The organism is Actinophytocola sp., from assembly GCF_036402745.1.
Taxonomy (GTDB): Bacteria; Actinomycetota; Actinomycetes; order Mycobacteriales; family Pseudonocardiaceae; genus Actinophytocola.
Map to the genome: position 1 here is coordinate 1 of NZ_DASWSJ010000304.1, position 15553 is coordinate 15553.

13 protein-coding genes are annotated in these 15553 nt (G+C 72.0%); 7 read left to right on the top strand and 6 right to left on the bottom strand.

Annotation, left to right across the window (positions count from 1 at the left end):
- From serA to cimA, 3 genes are all read left to right on the top strand, one after another.
- Nucleotides 1-1583 (top strand): phosphoglycerate dehydrogenase (serA, locus tag VGD70_RS28255; protein ID WP_331086600.1); only part of this gene is annotated, 1583 nt, incomplete at its 5' end.
- A 107-nt stretch (nucleotides 1584-1690) separates the two neighbouring features.
- Nucleotides 1691-2740 (top strand): 3-isopropylmalate dehydrogenase, encoded by a 1050-nt coding sequence (locus tag VGD70_RS28260; RefSeq protein WP_331086602.1) that lies wholly within the window; start codon nucleotides 1691-1693, stop codon nucleotides 2738-2740.
- A 287-nt stretch (nucleotides 2741-3027) separates the two neighbouring features.
- Entirely contained in the window at nucleotides 3028-4689 is a 1662-nt protein-coding gene (gene cimA, locus VGD70_RS28265; protein ID WP_331086604.1) for a citramalate synthase, read from the top strand.
- Here cimA and VGD70_RS28270 read toward each other — a convergent pair.
- Nucleotides 4662-5315: a S1 family peptidase gene (locus tag VGD70_RS28270; protein WP_331086606.1), complete on the bottom strand. Its 654-nt coding sequence runs from the start codon at nucleotides 5313-5315 to the stop codon at nucleotides 4662-4664. The two genes, cimA and VGD70_RS28270, sit on opposite strands and share 28 nt — an antisense overlap.
- 102 nt (nucleotides 5316-5417) lie before the next feature.
- On the opposite strand from VGD70_RS28270, the gene VGD70_RS28275 reads away from it, so the two are divergent.
- A complete protein-coding gene (locus VGD70_RS28275; RefSeq protein WP_331086608.1) occupies nucleotides 5418-6188 on the top strand; it encodes a fumarylacetoacetate hydrolase family protein in 771 nt (256 codons plus the stop codon).
- A gap of 327 nt (nucleotides 6189-6515) precedes the next feature.
- On the opposite strand, the gene VGD70_RS28280 is transcribed toward VGD70_RS28275, so the two are convergent.
- Nucleotides 6516-7505, bottom strand: coding sequence for a lactonase family protein (locus VGD70_RS28280; RefSeq protein WP_331086610.1), 990 nt, complete (start codon nucleotides 7503-7505; stop codon nucleotides 6516-6518).
- Between the two features lie 86 nt (nucleotides 7506-7591).
- On the opposite strand from VGD70_RS28280, the gene VGD70_RS28285 reads away from it, so the two are divergent.
- Nucleotides 7592-9964: a GcvT family protein gene (locus VGD70_RS28285; RefSeq protein ID WP_331086612.1), complete on the top strand. Its 2373-nt coding sequence runs from the start codon at nucleotides 7592-7594 to the stop codon at nucleotides 9962-9964.
- Here VGD70_RS28285 and VGD70_RS28290 read toward each other — a convergent pair.
- A complete protein-coding gene (locus VGD70_RS28290) occupies nucleotides 9961-10092 on the bottom strand; it encodes a hypothetical protein (protein WP_331086614.1) in 132 nt (43 codons plus the stop codon). The two genes, VGD70_RS28285 and VGD70_RS28290, sit on opposite strands and share 4 nt — an antisense overlap.
- Nucleotides 10093-10166: 74 nt before the next feature.
- Here VGD70_RS28290 and VGD70_RS28295 point away from each other — a divergent pair, with 74 nt between their 5' ends.
- Together VGD70_RS28295 and VGD70_RS28300 are read left to right on the top strand one after the other, a co-directional pair.
- Nucleotides 10167-10562, top strand: a complete 396-nt coding sequence (locus VGD70_RS28295; RefSeq protein WP_331086616.1) for a hypothetical protein — start codon at nucleotides 10167-10169, stop codon at nucleotides 10560-10562.
- Nucleotides 10559-11260 (top strand): methyltransferase, encoded by a 702-nt coding sequence (locus VGD70_RS28300; RefSeq protein ID WP_331086618.1) that lies wholly within the window; start codon nucleotides 10559-10561, stop codon nucleotides 11258-11260. Before VGD70_RS28295 ends, VGD70_RS28300 begins: the two co-directional genes overlap by 4 nt.
- On the opposite strand, the gene VGD70_RS28305 is transcribed toward VGD70_RS28300, so the two are convergent.
- The 3 genes from VGD70_RS28305 to VGD70_RS28315 form a co-directional block, all read right to left on the bottom strand.
- The gene (locus tag VGD70_RS28305) at nucleotides 11240-11821 is read right to left on the bottom strand and encodes a pyridoxamine 5'-phosphate oxidase family protein (protein WP_331086620.1); all 582 of its coding nucleotides are present in this window, start codon (nucleotides 11819-11821) and stop codon (nucleotides 11240-11242) included. The two genes, VGD70_RS28300 and VGD70_RS28305, sit on opposite strands and share 21 nt — an antisense overlap.
- Nucleotides 11822-11959: 138 nt before the next feature.
- The gene (locus VGD70_RS28310; RefSeq protein WP_331086622.1) at nucleotides 11960-12919 is read right to left on the bottom strand and encodes an SDR family NAD(P)-dependent oxidoreductase; all 960 of its coding nucleotides are present in this window, start codon (nucleotides 12917-12919) and stop codon (nucleotides 11960-11962) included.
- Between the two features lie 39 nt (nucleotides 12920-12958).
- Nucleotides 12959-15343 carry a Tex family protein gene (locus tag VGD70_RS28315; protein ID WP_331086624.1) on the bottom strand — a complete coding sequence of 795 codons (2385 nt, stop codon included), beginning with the start codon at nucleotides 15341-15343 and terminating at the stop codon, nucleotides 12959-12961.
- Nucleotides 15344-15553 lie beyond the last annotated feature (210 nt).

Here is a 15553-nt window from a genome sequence, read left to right on the forward strand (position 1 = left end):
GACCTGTCGTTCTGATCGCCGAAAAGCTGGCGGCGTCCGTGCTGGACGTGTTCGGCGAGGAGGTCGAGGTCCGTCACGTCGACGGCACGGACCGCTCCGCACTGCTGTCCGAAGTCGTGAACGCGGACGCGCTGCTCGTCCGGTCGGCGACGACGGTGGACGCCGAAGTGCTGAGGGCGACCGACCGGCTCAAGGTCGTCGCTCGCGCGGGCGTCGGCCTGGACAACGTCGAGGTCCCGGCCGCCACCGCGCGTGGCGTGCTGGTGGTCAACGCGCCCACCTCGAACATCGTCTCCGCCGCTGAGCACGCCGTCGCCCTGCTGCTGTCGCTCGCCCGGCGCATCCCCGCCGCGGACGCGAGCCTGCGCGCCGGCGAGTGGAAGCGCAGCTCGTTCTCCGGCGTCGAGATCTCCGGCAAGACCGTCGGCGTCGTCGGCCTCGGCAAGATCGGGCAGCTGTTCGCCCAGCGCCTGGCCTCCTTCGGCACCGAGCTGGTCGCCTACGACCCCTACGTCTCGCCCGCCCGCGCCGCGCAGCTCGGCATCGAGCTCCTCAGCCTCGACGACCTGCTGGCCAGGGCCGACGTCATCTCCATCCACCTGCCGAAGACGCCCGAGACCAAGGGCCTCATCGGCGCCGACCAGCTCGCCAGGACCAAGAAGGGCGTGCTCATCGTCAACGCCGCCCGCGGCGGGCTCGTCGACGAGCACGCGCTGGCCGACGCCGTGCGCGACGGCCAGGTCGGCGGTGCCGGCATCGACGTGTTCGTCGAGGAGCCCACCACCACCAGCCCGCTGTTCGAGCTGCCGAACGTCGTCGTCACGCCGCACCTGGGCGCGTCCACCGGCGAGGCGCAGGACCGCGCCGGCACCGACGTGGCGCGCTCGGTCCTGCTCGCCCTGCGCGGTGACTTCGTGCCGGACGCGGTCAACGTCGCCTCCGGCGGCGCGGTCGGCGAGGAGGTGCGGCCCTACCTGCCGCTCACCCAGAAGCTCGGCACCGTGCTGTCGGCCCTGTCCAGCAACCCGCCCACCTCGATCGGCGTCGAGGTCCGCGGCGAACTGTCCAATGAGGACGTCGGGATCCTGCCGCTCGCGGCCATGCGCGGGGTGTTCTCCGGGGTCGTCGAGGACCAGGTCACGTTCGTCAACGCGCCGCGGCTGGCCGAGGAGCTCGGCGTCGAGGCGACGCTGCGCAAGGAGTCGGAGAGCGCCAACCACCGCAGCCTGGTGACCCTGCGCGCGGTGTACCCGGACGGCACCACCCTCAGCGTGTCCGGCACGCTCACCGGCCTCGACCAGGTCGAGAAGCTCGTCGAGGTCAACGGCCGGCACTTCGACCTACGCGCCGAGGGCGTGCTGCTGCTGCTCGAGTACGCCGACCGCCCGGGCGTCATGGGCACCGTCGGCACGCTGCTCGGCGGGGTCGGCATCAACGTCGAGGCGGCGCAGATCAGCCAGACCAAGGACGGCTCGGACGCGGTGATGCTGCTGCGTGTCGACCGTCTGGTGGACCAGTCGGTGCTCGAGTCGATCGGCACCGCGGTTCGCGCGACGATCATCCGGGCGGTCGACTTCGGCTGACCCCGAGCACCGCGACACCACCTAGACGGGTGGCCGTGGGCGGAGTTCGGACGTCATCCCGGTAATCTTCGTTGAACTACTGGTCCGTTATTCCGGGAGGTGTGTGCATGCGGCTCGCGGTGATCCCCGGTGACGGGATCGGGCCGGAAGTCATTGCCGAGGCCCTCAAGGTCCTCGGTGAGGTCGTACCCGAAGTCGAGGTCACCCGTTACGACCTCGGAGCCGCCAGATGGCACTCGACCGGGGAGCTGCTGCCCGAGTCCGTGCTCGGTGAGCTGCGTCAGCACGACGCGATCCTCCTGGGTGCCGTCGGTGATCCGTCGGTGCCGAGCGGGATCCTGGAGCGCGGGCTGCTGCTGCGGCTGCGGTTCGAGCTCGACCACCACGTGAACCTGCGTCCGGCGCGGTTGTACCCGGGTGTGCAGAGTCCACTGGCCAGCCCTGGTGAGATCGACATGCTCGTGATCCGCGAGGGCACCGAGGGGCTCTACGCGGGCAACGGCGGGTTGTTGCGAAAGGACACTCCACACGAGATCGCCACCGAGGTCAGCGTCAACACCTCCTACGGTGTCGAGCGGGTGGTCCGCGACGCGTTCGCGCGGGCGGTGGCGCGGCCGCGCAAGCACCTCACGTTGGTGCACAAGACCAACGTGCTCACCTACGCCGGCTCGCTGTGGTCGCGCGTGGTGGAGGAGGTGTCGCTGCAGCACCCCGACGTGACGGTGGCCTACCAGCACGTCGATGCGGCGACCATCCACATGGTGACCGACCCCGGCCGGTTCGACGTGATCGTGACGGACAACCTGTTCGGCGACATCCTGACGGATCTCGTCGCCGCGGTCACCGGAGGCATCGGCCTCGCGGCGAGCGGCAACATCGACATCACCCGCCGCAACCCGTCGATGTTCGAGCCGGTCCACGGCAGCGCGCCGGACATCGCGGGCCAGGGCATCGCCGACCCGACGGCCGCGGTGCTGTCGGTGGCGCTGTTGCTCGACCACCTGGGCGAGCGCGAGGCGGCTCGCCGGATCGAGGCCTCGGTGGCCTTCGACCTGGCAACCCGCGACCACCCGTCCCCGGGCAGCACCTACGCGATCGGCGACCGCCTGGCGGCGCTGGTGTCGTCCAACAACCCGACGACGAACGTCGAGCTGTAGAAGAAGAACGCAACGCGAGCGCCGCGCCCCGCCGAGAGGAGGGACGCGGCGCTCGCCGCGTTGAGGGGAGAGGCCGAGGGTGTCTCGGTGGTTGGGACGGGGTGACCGCGAGTTGGTATCGAATTCAGCCGTGTGGCAGGATGCCACCATGACGACTTCCGTCGTGATCATTATCGCTGAGCGCGCTGGGTAGCTGAGCTACACACCCGGCGCGCTGACCTCTCGCATCCCGCGGGAGGTTTTTTTGTGCCCAGACGCCAGCCGACACCCGGACGAAAGGCAAGTTCGTGACCCGCACCGCCCCGGCCGAGACCCCCCTCGGTGACGCGTTCCACGTCTACGACACGACCTTGCGCGACGGGGCGCAGCGGGAGGGCATCTCCTACTCGCTGACCGACAAGCTGGCCGTCGCCCGGTTGCTCGACGAGCTCGGGGTCGGGTTCATCGAAGGGGGCTGGCCGGGGGCGCTGCCCAAGGACACCGAGTTCTTCGCCCGCGCCGCCGCCGGTGACCTCGAGCTGCGCCACGCGGCGCTCGTCGCGTTCGGTGCCACGCGCAAGGCCAACACCACCGCCGACCAGGACCCCCAGGTCCGCGCGCTGCTCGACGCGCAGGCACCGGTCATCACGCTCGTCGCCAAGTCCGACATCCGGCACATCGAGCGCGCGCTGCGCACCGACGTCGCCGAGGCGTGCGCGATGGTCAGCGACACCGTCGCGTTCCTCGTGGGCGAAGGGCGCCGGGTGTTCCTCGACGCGGAGCACTTCTTCGACGGGTTCGCCCACGACCCGGACTGCGCGCTGCGCGTGCTCACCGCGGCGATGGAGTCGGGCGCGGACGTCGCCGTGCTGTGCGACACCAACGGCGGGCAGCTGCCGCTGCGGCTGGCCGACACCGTCGGCGAGGTGATCGCGCGCACCGGGTTCCGGGTCGGCATCCACTGCCAGGACGACACGGGCTGCGCGGTCGCCAACAGCCTCGCCGCGGTGCAGGCCGGCGCGTCGCACGTGCAGTGCACCGCCAACGGCTACGGCGAGCGGGCCGGCAACGCCGACCTCTTCGCGGTGGTCGGCAACCTCGTCACCAAGCTGGACACGCAGGCGCTACCCGCGCACTGCGTGCCCGAGCTGTCCAGGGTCTCGCATGCCCTGGCCGAGATCGCCAACATCGCACCCGACACCCACCAGGCCTATGTCGGGTCGTCGGCCTTCGCTCACAAGGCGGGCCTGCACGCGAGCGCGATCAAGGTGGATCCGTTGCTGTACAACCACATCGACCCCGAGGTGGTCGGCAACGACATGCGGGTGCTGGTCACCGAGATGGCCGGCCGGGCCAGTCTCGAGCTCACGGGTCGCGAGCTCGGGGTGGACCTGGCCGGCCGGCCAGAGGCGCTGACCAGCGCCGTGCGCAAGGTGAAGGACCTCGAGTCGCGCGGCTGGTCCTTCGAGGCCGCGGACGCGTCGCTGGAGCTGCTGCTGCGCCGGGAGCTGGCCGAGTCCCAGCTGGACAGTCCACCGTTCACGCTGGAGTCCTACCGGGTCATCCTCGACCACCGCCCGGACGGCGAGGTCGTCTCCGAGGCGACGGTGAAGGTACGCGTCGCCGGCGCGCGCGTCATCGCCACCGCGGAGGGCAACGGCCCGGTGCACGCGCTCGACGCCGCGCTGCGCAGCGCCCTGTCGCCGCACCTGCCGTGGCTCGACGAGGTGCGGCTGACGGACTACAAGGTCCGCATCCTCACCGAGGCGTCCGGGACCGACGCGGTGACCCGGGTCCTGGTCGAGTCGACCGACCGCGAGCGCGAGTGGACCACGGTCGGCGTGCACGGCAACATCGTCGAGGCGAGCTGGCTGGCCCTCTGCGACGCGCTGGTGCACAAGGCGATGCGGGCCGGACAGCCAGCCCAGCCGGCCCAGCCCACTCAGCCGGTCAGCAGCATCAGCCCGTAGCCGCTGAGCAGCGGGTTGATCGGCAGGAAGTAGCTGACGCCGCCGGTCGGGCAGCTGCCGGAGCCGCCGATCGGCACGCCTTGGGCCTGGTTGCCACTGACGAAGGCGACCGCCGAGCCGGCCGACATGCAGATGGTGGTCCTGGTCAGGCCGGAGACCACGCCGCCGGGAAAGCTCACGGTCTGGTTCTTCGCCGTGACCGTGCCGCACTGGAACCCGAGCACGCGGTCGATGAGGCACACCGAGCCACCGACGGGTGTCTCGGCCGACCCGGCGACGACGAGCCGGCCGGACCCGACCGGGATCCACGCCACCAGCGTCCAGGCGGCGGTGTTGGTGACCTTGACCAGGGTGACCCCGCTGGCGCTCGCCGACACGACCGGTCCGACGAGCACGTTGTTCCCGCTGTAGAGCTGGGTCGGCATGCCGCCGGAGCAGCCGGGCCCGGTGACGAGGTACCCGGTCGACCCGCCGGTGGCGGCGAACGCGGCGGTGCAGCGGGCGGTGCCGCCGATGCTGAACAGGATGCTGCCGCCGCCGAGCGGGGCGGGGGCGGCCGTCGCGGTGGCCGGTAAGCCGAAGAGGCAGGCGGCCAGCACGGTGAGGGTGGCCAGTAGTCGTCGCATGAGGCACTCCGTTGTGCAGGGGAACGGGGTGGTTCCGACACAAGCAGGGCGGCGGCCCGGTGCCTAGCCGGCAACCGGGGGACCTGTGGATAGGGTGATCGGGTGCGTATCGCTCGTGTTGCTCATCCGGCCGGGGTCGCGTTCGTCACCGTGGAGGGTGCGGGGGATGACCTCGTCGCCCGGGAGGTGGCCGACCATCCCTTCGGCCAGCCCACGTTCACCGGCAAGAGCTGGCCCTGGGCCGATGTCCGGGCGCTCGCCCCGATCCTCCCGTCGAAGGTCGTCTGCATCGGCAAGAACTACGCGGACCACGCGCGGGAGATGGGTGGCGAGCCGCCGGCCGACCCGGTGATGTTCCTCAAGCCGTCCACCTCGGTGATCGGGCCCGGGGCGGCCATCAAGCTGCCGCCGGACTCCGACCGGGTCGACTTCGAGGGCGAGCTCGTCGCCGTGATCGGGCGGCCGTGCCGGGACGTGGCCGCCGCGCGGGCCAAGGACGTGATCCTGGGCTACACCATCGGCAACGACGTCACCGCCCGCGACCAGCAGAAGGCCGACGGCCAGTGGACCCGGGGCAAGGGCCACGACACGTTCTGCCCGCTCGGCCCGTGGATCGACACCTCGGTCGACCCGGCCGACCTCGCCATCTCCACCACGCTGGACGGCGAGACCAAGCAGGACTCGCGCACGTCGCTCCTCCTGCACGACGTGCCGAAGCTCGTCGAGTGGATCACCCGCGTGATGACCCTGCTCCCCGGCGACGTGATCCTCACCGGCACCCCGGCCGGCGTGGGCCCGATGGTGGCCGGCCAGACGGTCGACATCACCATCGAGGGCATCGGCACCCTGTCGAACCCGGCCCAGCCCCGCTAGTCCGCTAGTCCGCTAGTCCGCCTCCCCGGGATTTAAAAGTGTGCGTTGCGTCCCGGCGAATGGTGCGGTTATCGAGGTGGATGGTGGCTGGGTGTCGTCACGGTCCCCTGAGGTTCCGGTGGTCGGCGCAGGACTTCACTAGTCCGCCTCCCGGGATTTAAAGTGTGGGTTGCGTTCCGGCGGATGGTGTGGGTGTCGGGGGGGGTGGTGGCTGGGTGTCGTCACGGTCCCCTGAGGTTCCGGTGGTCGGCGCAGTCGGCGCAGGACTTCGCACGATGATCTACGAGACAGGCCTTAGTCCCGCGCCGGAAAATCCGGCGCGGGGCACTATCCGGGGATCACGCAGGTGGGTGTGCCGGTGGCGAACCGGGTGGCCGGGCCGCCCGCGAGGGGGAACGACACGATCGCGTCGTCGCGTTGGGCCGCCACGTGGCACACGCCGTCCACCAGGGAGAAGTGGCGGGGGAACGCGCCGCTCGGGTGGTCGGCGACCGCCTTCGGGGTCTCGCCCGCGAGGTCGAACTCCGTGACGCAGTCCGGCCCACGGTTGGACAGGTACAGCCGGTCGCCGGCGAGCTCAAGGTGGGCCACGTAGTTCGGGCCGTCCTCGTACGGGGTGACGGTGGCCTGCGCGACGTCGACCGGGGTGAACGTGCCGGCCGGGCCCTCCCGCACGGTCACGAGCGTGCCGGCCAGCTCGCCCGCCACGTACGCGAGCTCGGTGCCCTGGCGGCGGACGAGCTGGCGCGGGCCGGTGCCCGGCGGCAGCGCGGAGACGGCGAGCGGCTCGAGCGTGCCCACCTCGGACAGCAGGTAGCCGCGGATCTCGTCGGTGCCCAGGTCCACGGCCGCCACGATCGTCCCTTGTGGACCCTCCAGCGACACGGCCATGTGGACGTGCGCGGCCTCCTGGCGGTCGGCGTCCGGGCCGCTGCCCTCGTGCGTGACGAGGTCCGTGCGCCCGGTGATCCGCCCGTCCGCGGCCAGGCCGAACACCGCGAGGCTGCCGCTGGAGTAGTTGGCGCACAACAGGAAGCGCTGGTCGGCGGTGATCTCCAGGTGGCACGGGTCCGCGCCGCCGCTGGGCACGGTGTCCACCGCGGTGAGCCCGTCGAGGTCGACCGTGGTGATGGCGCCGTCCGCGGACTCGTTGGTGGCGTACAGGACCGGCGCGGTCGGGTGCCGGGTGAGCCACGACGGCGAGGGCATCGCGAGCGCGCCGACCTGGGTCAGCGCCCCGGACGGCTCCTGGCGCAGCGCGGTGACGCCCGTGCCGTTGCCGCCCGTGGCGGCGGTGTAGCAACCGATGTAGAGCATGCCCGCCACCCTACGTGGGGGTTGACGTGGCCTGACCCGGCTTCGAGACTGTTGCGTATTGCTCCGCTGGTTGTGGAGGAGGAAACATGGCGCAGCCTCGGGTCGTCGTCATCGGTGCCGGGATCGTCGGGTGCGCGCTGGCCGATGAGCTGACCGAGCGGGGGTGGACCGACGTCACCGTCCTCGAGCAGGGGCCGCTGTTCGCCACCGGCGGGTCCAGCTCGCACGCGCCCGGGCTCGTGTTCCAGACCAACCCGGCGAAGACCATGACCGAGTTCGCCCGCTACACCGTCGAGAAGTACACCGCGCTCGGCGTCTTCCGCCAGGTCGGCGGGCTCGAGGTCGCCACGACTCCCGAGCGCTGGGCCGACCTGCACCGCAAGCACGGCTGGGCCACCTCCTGGGGGCTCGACGCGCACCTGCTCACCGCGGCCGAGTGCGCCGGGCTCCAGCCGCTGCTCGACCAGGACCGGATCCTCGGCGGGTACCACGTCCCCACCGACGGGCTGGCCGACGCGGTCGCGGCCGGTGCGGCGCAGGCCCAGCGCGCGATCGACCGGGGTGCGCGGTTCCTCGCGCACCAGGAGGTGGTCGACGTCCGGGTCGAGGGCGGGCGGGTCACCGGTGTCGGCACCGGCACCGGCACGGTCGACGCCGACATCGTGGTGTGCTGCGCCGGTTTCTGGGGGCCACGGGTCGGCCGGCTCGTCGGGCTCACGATCCCGTTGCAGCCGCTGGCCCACCAGTACGCCACGACCACTCCGCTGCCGGGGCTGCGCGGTGGGCCGATCCTGCGCCACCAGGATGCCGACCTCTACTTCCGCGAGACCGGCGACCGCCTCGGCATCGGCTCCTACGCGCACCGGCCCATGCCGGTCGACGAGTTCGCCACGCACGCGGACGCGGCCGTGATGCCCTCGATGCTCCCGTTCACCGAGGACGACTTCGCCCCCTCGTGGCGCGACGCCGTCGAGCTGCTGCCCGCGCTGCGGGAGTCCAAAGTGGACGAGGCGTTCAACGGCATCTTCTCGTTCACCCCGGACGGCTTCCCGCTCATCGGCGAGTCCCGCGACACGGCGGGGTTCTGGGTCGCCGAGGCCGTCTGGGTGACCCACTCCGCCGGCGTGGCCAAGGCCGTCGCGGAGTCGCTTGTGGACGGTCGGGCGAGCGTCGACGTGCACGAGTGCGACCTGTACCGGTTCGAGGACATCCAGCTCTCGCCGGAGTTCGTGGCCCGGCGCGGCGCGCAGAACTTCGTCGAGGTCTACGACGTCGTCCACCCGCTGCAGCCCATGGAGGACCCGCGGCCGCTTCGGGTCAGCCCGTTCTACGCCCGCCAGCAGGAGCTCGGCGCGTACTTCCTCGAGGCCGCCGGCTGGGAGCGGCCGCACTGGTTCGCGGCGAACCCGCCGTCGCCGGTGCCGCCGCGCGACGAGTGGGCCGCCCGGTACTGGTCGCCGATCGCGGCCACCGAGGCGCTCGCGACCCGCGAGCGGGTGGCGCTCTACGACATGACCCCGCTCAAGCGGCTCGAGGTCACCGGCCCGGGCGCGCTGGACTTCCTGCAGCACATGACGACCAACAACCTCGCCAAGCGGGTCGGCTCGGTGACCTACACGCTGCTGCTGGACCACGCCGGGGGCATCCGCAGCGACCTCACCGTCGCGCGGCTGGGCGAGCGGCGCTTCCAGGTGGGTGCCAACGGGAACCTCGACCTCGACTGGCTGCTGCGCCACTGCCCCGACGACGTGGCGGTGCGGGACGTCACCGGCGGCACGTGCTGCGTCGGCGTGTGGGGCCCGCTCGCCCGCGACCTCGTGCAACCGTTGTCCCGCCAGGACTTCGGCAACGAGGCGCTGCGCTACTTCCGCGCGACGAGTGCCTACGTCGGGCACGTGCCGGTGACCGCGCTGCGGGTGTCCTACGTGGGCGAGCTCGGCTGGGAGCTGTACACGAGCGCGGAGCACGGGCTCAAGCTGTGGGACACGCTGTGGGCCGCGGGCCGGCGGCTCGGCGTGGTCGCGGGCGGCCGGGCCGCGTTCAACAGCCTGCGGCTGGAGAAGGGCTACCGGCTGTCGGGCGTGGACATGACCACCGAGCACACCCCGGCCGAGGCGGGCGTGGGGTTCGCGGTGCGGATGGACAAGGGTGACTTCGTGGGCCGCGCCGCGCTCGCCGACCGCGGCGAGCCGACCCGGCGGCTGACGTGCCTGACGATGTCCGCGCCGGAGTCGGTGGTGCTGGGCAAGGAACCGGTGTTCGTCGACGGCCGCCCGGCCGGCTACGTCACCAGCGCCGCGTTCGGCCACACCATCGGCAAGCCGATCGCCTACGCGTGGCTCCCGGCCGGCCTCACCCCGGGCACCCCGGTCGAGGTCGAGTACTTCGGCGAGCGGCTCGCGGGCACGGTCGCCGCCGAGCCCCTGGTCGACCCGGAGATGGCCCGCATCCGCCGCTAGCCGACCCACTGCCCGGCGCCGACCCGGACCACCGTCACCTGTGGCGAGCCGTCCGTGTCGAGAGTGACCAGGTGAGCGAGCGCGCCGGACTCGACGGGGCCGCGCGCCGCCGTGTCGAGCCGCGGCATACCGGGGACGTTTCCATCGCTTCGGGGAGGGGGCAAGCACATTGCCCCCGTGATCGGTGGGAAGAATGAGGCGCATGGATGAACTGGTTGGCGAGTGGTCGTCGGAGGCGTCGGGGCTCTATCACAGCGCGTTCGAGGACGAGTCGTTCGCCTTCGGGGCCGGCGGTGATGGGTGGTACCAGTTCAGCCGGCCCGACTACGCGGACATCGCCTACTTCCGGTGGCGCCGGACCGGCCACGGCCGGGTCGAGCTCAGCTGGCACACCGCGCGGGAGATCTTCGGTGGCGTGGTCACCGACCAGCCGCCGGAGCGCGACCCGGCGCGGCTCGGCTACCGCATCGCCGTCGAGAACACCCCGCTGGCCGGCCGGGTGCGGATGCTGCGGATGGAGCCGGCGGTCGGCTTCGCGCGGGAGTTCGGGCTCGTGTCCACCCAGCCCGCCGGCACGGCGAAGGCCGACAAGCGGTGACCTACGAGCCGACGGTCCCACCGGCCGAGAGGGCCCGGATCCGCGAGTGGCACGACGCCGCCTACGAGTCGATGCGCACCGACGAGGTGCGGACGGTCGAGTACCTCGGCCGCTCGTTCGTGGTGCCGCCGCAGGTGTTTCCACCAGCGCCGGTGTCCGAGCTGCTGGGCCGCGCGGTGCTCGAGGACGTGCGGAAGGGCGACCGGGTGCTCGACATGGGCACCGGGTGCGGCGTGAACGCGATCCTCGCCGCGTCCCGGTCCACCGACGTGCTCGGCGTGGACGTCAACCCGCACGCGGTGGCGGCCGCGGTGGCCAACGCCGGGCGTAACGGCGTCGCCGACCGGGTGGCCTTCCGAGAGTCGGACGTGTTCGGCGCGGTCGACGGCGAGTTCGACCTGATGATCTTCGACCCGCCGTTCCGCTGGTTCGCGCCGCGCGATCACCTCGAGGCCAGCATTGCCGACGAGAACTACGCGGCGCTGACCCGCTTCCTCACCGAGGCCGGCGCGTACCTGGCGCCGGGCGGCCAGATCCTGATGTTCTTCGGCACCTCGGGCGACCTCGACTACCTGTACCGCACGGCCGAGGCGAACGGCTTCACCCGGGAGACCGTCGCCGACCACGACCTCACCCGCGGGGACCGCACGGTGAGCTACTCGGCGTTCAGGCTGACGCTAGGCGGTCCGGCGGGGTAGCGGCAGCGGCAGTGCGGGCAGGCCGTCGATGCTCGTGCCGTTGTGCGGCTTCGTCGCGCAGTACGCGGCGAACTCGTCCTCGGACTTGCGGCCGAAGTACTCGGCGTGCTGGGTGCGCTCCTCGCGGTAGTCCATGTACGGCACGGCGAACCCGCAGCTGTCGCTCACCTTCGTGGCGTGCACCAGGATGATCGCCCGCGCGGCCGGGCCGTCGGCGCCGGCGAAGTGCGGGATCAGCGTGGGCCAGCGCGGGTCGTCGCGGAAGATCGGCTCGCCGCGGCCGTGTACGCGCAGCACCTTGGGCGGCCCGGTGAACGCGCACCACATGAGCGTGACGCGGCCGTTCTCCCGAAGGTGCGCCACGGTCTCCGCGTGGCTGCCGCCGAAGTCGAGGTACGCGACCGTCAGCTCGTCCAGGACGACCAGCGTGCCCTCGCGCCCCTTCGGTGACAGGTTCACGTGCCCGTCGCCCGCCAGCGGCGCGGACGCCACGAAGAACACCTGCTGCTCCTCGATGAACGCCCGCAGCCGCGGCTCTATCCGTTCGTAGACCTTGCCCATGCCGTCGAATCTACCGAGCCGGCTCGGCGGACAGCGCCCACAGCCGGGCGGCCGCCGCGGGGTCGACGGCGTGGTCCCGCACGCAGAAGCCCTTCTCTCGACGAGCGCGACGTGGCCGAGGTGGTTGGTGGCGAACTGTCAGCCGACCACCGCGTTCACGTCGGTGAGCTCGGCCGACAGCGCCCACAGCCGCTCGGCCTGCGCGGGGTCGACGGCGTACGCGCGCACCCCGGGCCCGATGCCGGAGCCGTCGGTGACCTCGGCGACCTCGCAGTCCTCGAGGTACACCCCGCCCATACCGGCCAGCCGCGGCGACGTCGCGGCCCACACCTGGGTCGCCGCGCCCTGCGCCGGCGTCTTGAAACCGGCCGGGTTCAGCGGCGTGCCGTCCTCGTCGATCCAGCCGCGGTCGACCATCTCCTGCTTGGGCAGGTGGCGCTGCAGCGGGGTGAGGATGCCGCCGGGGTGCAGCGCGAACGCCCGCACCCCCGAGCCCGCGCCGAGCCGGTCGAGCTGGACGGCGAAGAGCACGTTGGCCGTCTTCGCCTGGCCGTAGGCGAGCCACTTGTCGTAGCCGCGGGTGAACTGGACGTCGTCCCAGCGGATGCCCGAGCGCTGGTGCCCGCCGGAGGAGACGGCGACCACCCGCGCGCCACCGCCGGTGACCAGCCGCGGCCACAGGCGGTTGACCAGCGCGAAGTGGCCGAGGTGGTTGGTGGCGAACTGGGCCTCCCAGCCCGGGCCGACCCGGGTCTCGGGGCAGGCCATGATGCCCGCGCTGTTGATCACGATGTCGATGTCGCGGCCGGTCGCGAGGAAGCCGTCGGCGAAGTCGCGGACGCTGTCGAGGTCGCCCAGGTCCAGCTCGGCGACCTCGGCGAGGTCCCCGACCGCCTCCCGGGCGGACTCGGGGCGCCGGGCCGGGACGACCACGTGCGCGCCGGCCTTCGCGAGCGCGCGGGTGGTCTCGATGCCGATGCCGGAGTAGCCGCCGGTGACGATCGCGAGCTTGCCGGACAGGTCGATGCCCGCGAGGACGTCGTCCGCGGTGCTCGAGAAGCCGAACCCCGAACCGATCTTGTGCTGTGGAGTCGTCATGGCATCGACGCTACGAGTTGGTGCGCGCTCCAGGTCAAATCAGTTGGGGCGGTACCCGGCCTTGCGCAACGCCTCGGCCATGGCCCCGCCGCCCGCGTCCTGGCGCTGCTGGCCGCGCCGCTGCTGGCCGCCGCCCTTCTGCCCGCCGCCGCGTTGCTGCCCCTGCTGCTGACCGCGCTGCTGGCCCCGGTCGCCACGGGGCGGGGCCGTCTCCTCCTCGAGGCGCAGGGTGAGCGAGACGCGCTTGCGCGGAATGTCGACCTCGAGCACCTTGGCCCGCACGATGTCGCCGGACTTCACGACCTCGCGCGGGTCCTTGACGAAGGTGCGGGACAGCTGCGACACGTGCGCGAGCCCGTCGCAGTGCACGCCGATGTCGATGAACGCGCCGAACGCGGCCACGTTCGTGACCACGCCCTCCAGCACCATGCCCACCTTCAGGTCGTTGAGCGTGTGCACGGCGTCGTCGAAGGTGGCCGTCTTGAACGCCGGCCGCGGGTCGCGGCCCGGCTTGTCCAGCTCGAGCAGGATGTCGGTGACCGTGGGCAGCCCGAACATCTCGTCGACGAACTGCTGCGGCGCCAGGGACCTCAGCACCTTCGTGTTGCCGATCAGGGTGGCCAGCTCACCGCCGGTGGCCGCGACGATCCGGCGCACCACCGGGTAGGACTCCGGGTGCACGCTGGACGAGTCGAGCGGGTCGTCGCCGCCCGGGATGCGCAGGAAGCCCGCGCACTGCTCGAACGCCTTGGGCCCGAGCTTGGGCACGCCCTTGAGCGCGGTGCGCGAGCGGAACGGCCCGTTGGCGTCGCGGTGCGCCACGATGTTGGCGGCCAGCGCCGTGCCGATGCCCGACACCCGGGTGAGCAGCGGCACGGACGCGGTGTTGAGGTCGACGCCGACGCCGTTCACACAGTCCTCGACCACCGCGTCGAGCGAGCGAGACAGCTTCACCTCGGAGATGTCGTGCTGGTACTGCCCGACGCCGATGGACTTGGGGTCGATCTTGACCAGCTCGGCCAGCGGGTCCTGCAGCCGGCGCGCGATCGAGACCGCGCCCCGCAGCGACACGTCCAGCGACGGCAGCTCCTGCGAGGCGTAGGCCGACGCCGAGTACACCGACGCGCCCGCCTCGGACACCATCACCTTGGTGAGCTTGAGCTCCGGCGCCTTGGTCAGCAGCTCGGCGGCGAGCTTGTCGGTCTCGCGGGACGCGGTGCCGTTGCCGATGGCGATGAGGTCCACGTCGTGCTGGCGGGCCAGGCGATGAAGGGTGACCAGCGCATCGTCCCAGCGCCTTGCCGGCACGTGCGGGTAGATGGTGTCGGTGGCGACGACCTTGCCGGTGGCGTCGACGATGGCGACCTTGACGCCGGTGCGCAGCCCCGGGTCGAGGCCCATGGTGGCGCGGGTGCCGGCCGGCGCGGCGAGCAGCAGGTCCCGCAGGTTGGCGGCGAAGACCCGGACGGCCTCGTCCTCGGCGGCCTGGCGCAGCCGGGTGCGCAGGTCGATGCCGAGGTGGACGAGGATGCGGGTGCGCCAGGCCCAGCGGACGGTGTCGCCGAGCCAGCGGTCGGCCGGGCGGCCCCGGTCGTCGACGCCGAACCTGGACGCGATCATCGCCTCGTAGTCCGACGGGCCGGGTGGCTGCTCGCCTGAGTCGTCGCTGTCGGCGTGCGGCTCGAGGCTGAGCTCGAGCATCTCCTCCTTCTCGCCGCGGAACATCGCGAGGATCCGGTGGCTGGGGAGCTTGGTGAACGGCTCGGAGAAGTCGAAGTAGTCGGCGAACTTGGCGCCGGCCTCCTGCTTGCCGTCGCGGACCTTGGCGACGAGGCGGCCCTGGCCCCACATGCGCTCGCGCAGGGTGCCGATGAGGTCGGCGTCCTCGCCGAACCGCTCGACGAGGATGGCCCGGGCGCCGTCGAGCGCGGCCTGCGCGTCGGCGATGCCGTTCTCCGCGCCTGTGGCCGCGTCGGTGAAGACCGCGGCGGCGGCCTGCGGGTCGGTGTCGGGGTCGCCGAGCAGCCCGTCGGCGAGCGGCTCGAGGCCGGCCTCGCGGGCGATCTGGGCCTTGGTGCGCCGCTTGGGCTTGTAGGGCAGGTAGATGTCCTCGAGCCGGGCCTTGGAGTCGGCGGCCATGATCTGCCCGGCGAGCGCGTCGTCGAGCTTGCCCTGGCTCTTGATCGACTCGAGCACGGCCGCGCGGCGCTCCTCCAGCTCACGCAGGTAGCGCAGGCGTTCCTCGAGCGTGCGCAGCTGCGCGTCGTCGAGCTCGCCGGTGACTTCCTTGCGGTAGCGGGCGATGAACGGCACGGTCGACCCGCCGTCGAGCAGCTCCACGGCCGAGCGCACCTGACGCTCGGCGACGCTGAGCTCCTCGGCGATGCGCAGGAACACGGAGGCAGGTGTGGCGGTCGTTGTCACGGTTGTGCATTCTGCCGCGCCCCACCGACCCCGCCGCGCCCCGGCTGGGTTTCGTTGTGTCTACTCACGGGTACGGCGGACCGGCAGCCGGGTGCGGCGAGTGAGCAGACCGTCGCTCGTCGCTATCCGTCACCGACTTCGGTATAAGGCCTGTCTCGTAGATCACCGTATGAAGTGCTGCGCCGACTGCGCCGACTACCGCAACCTCAG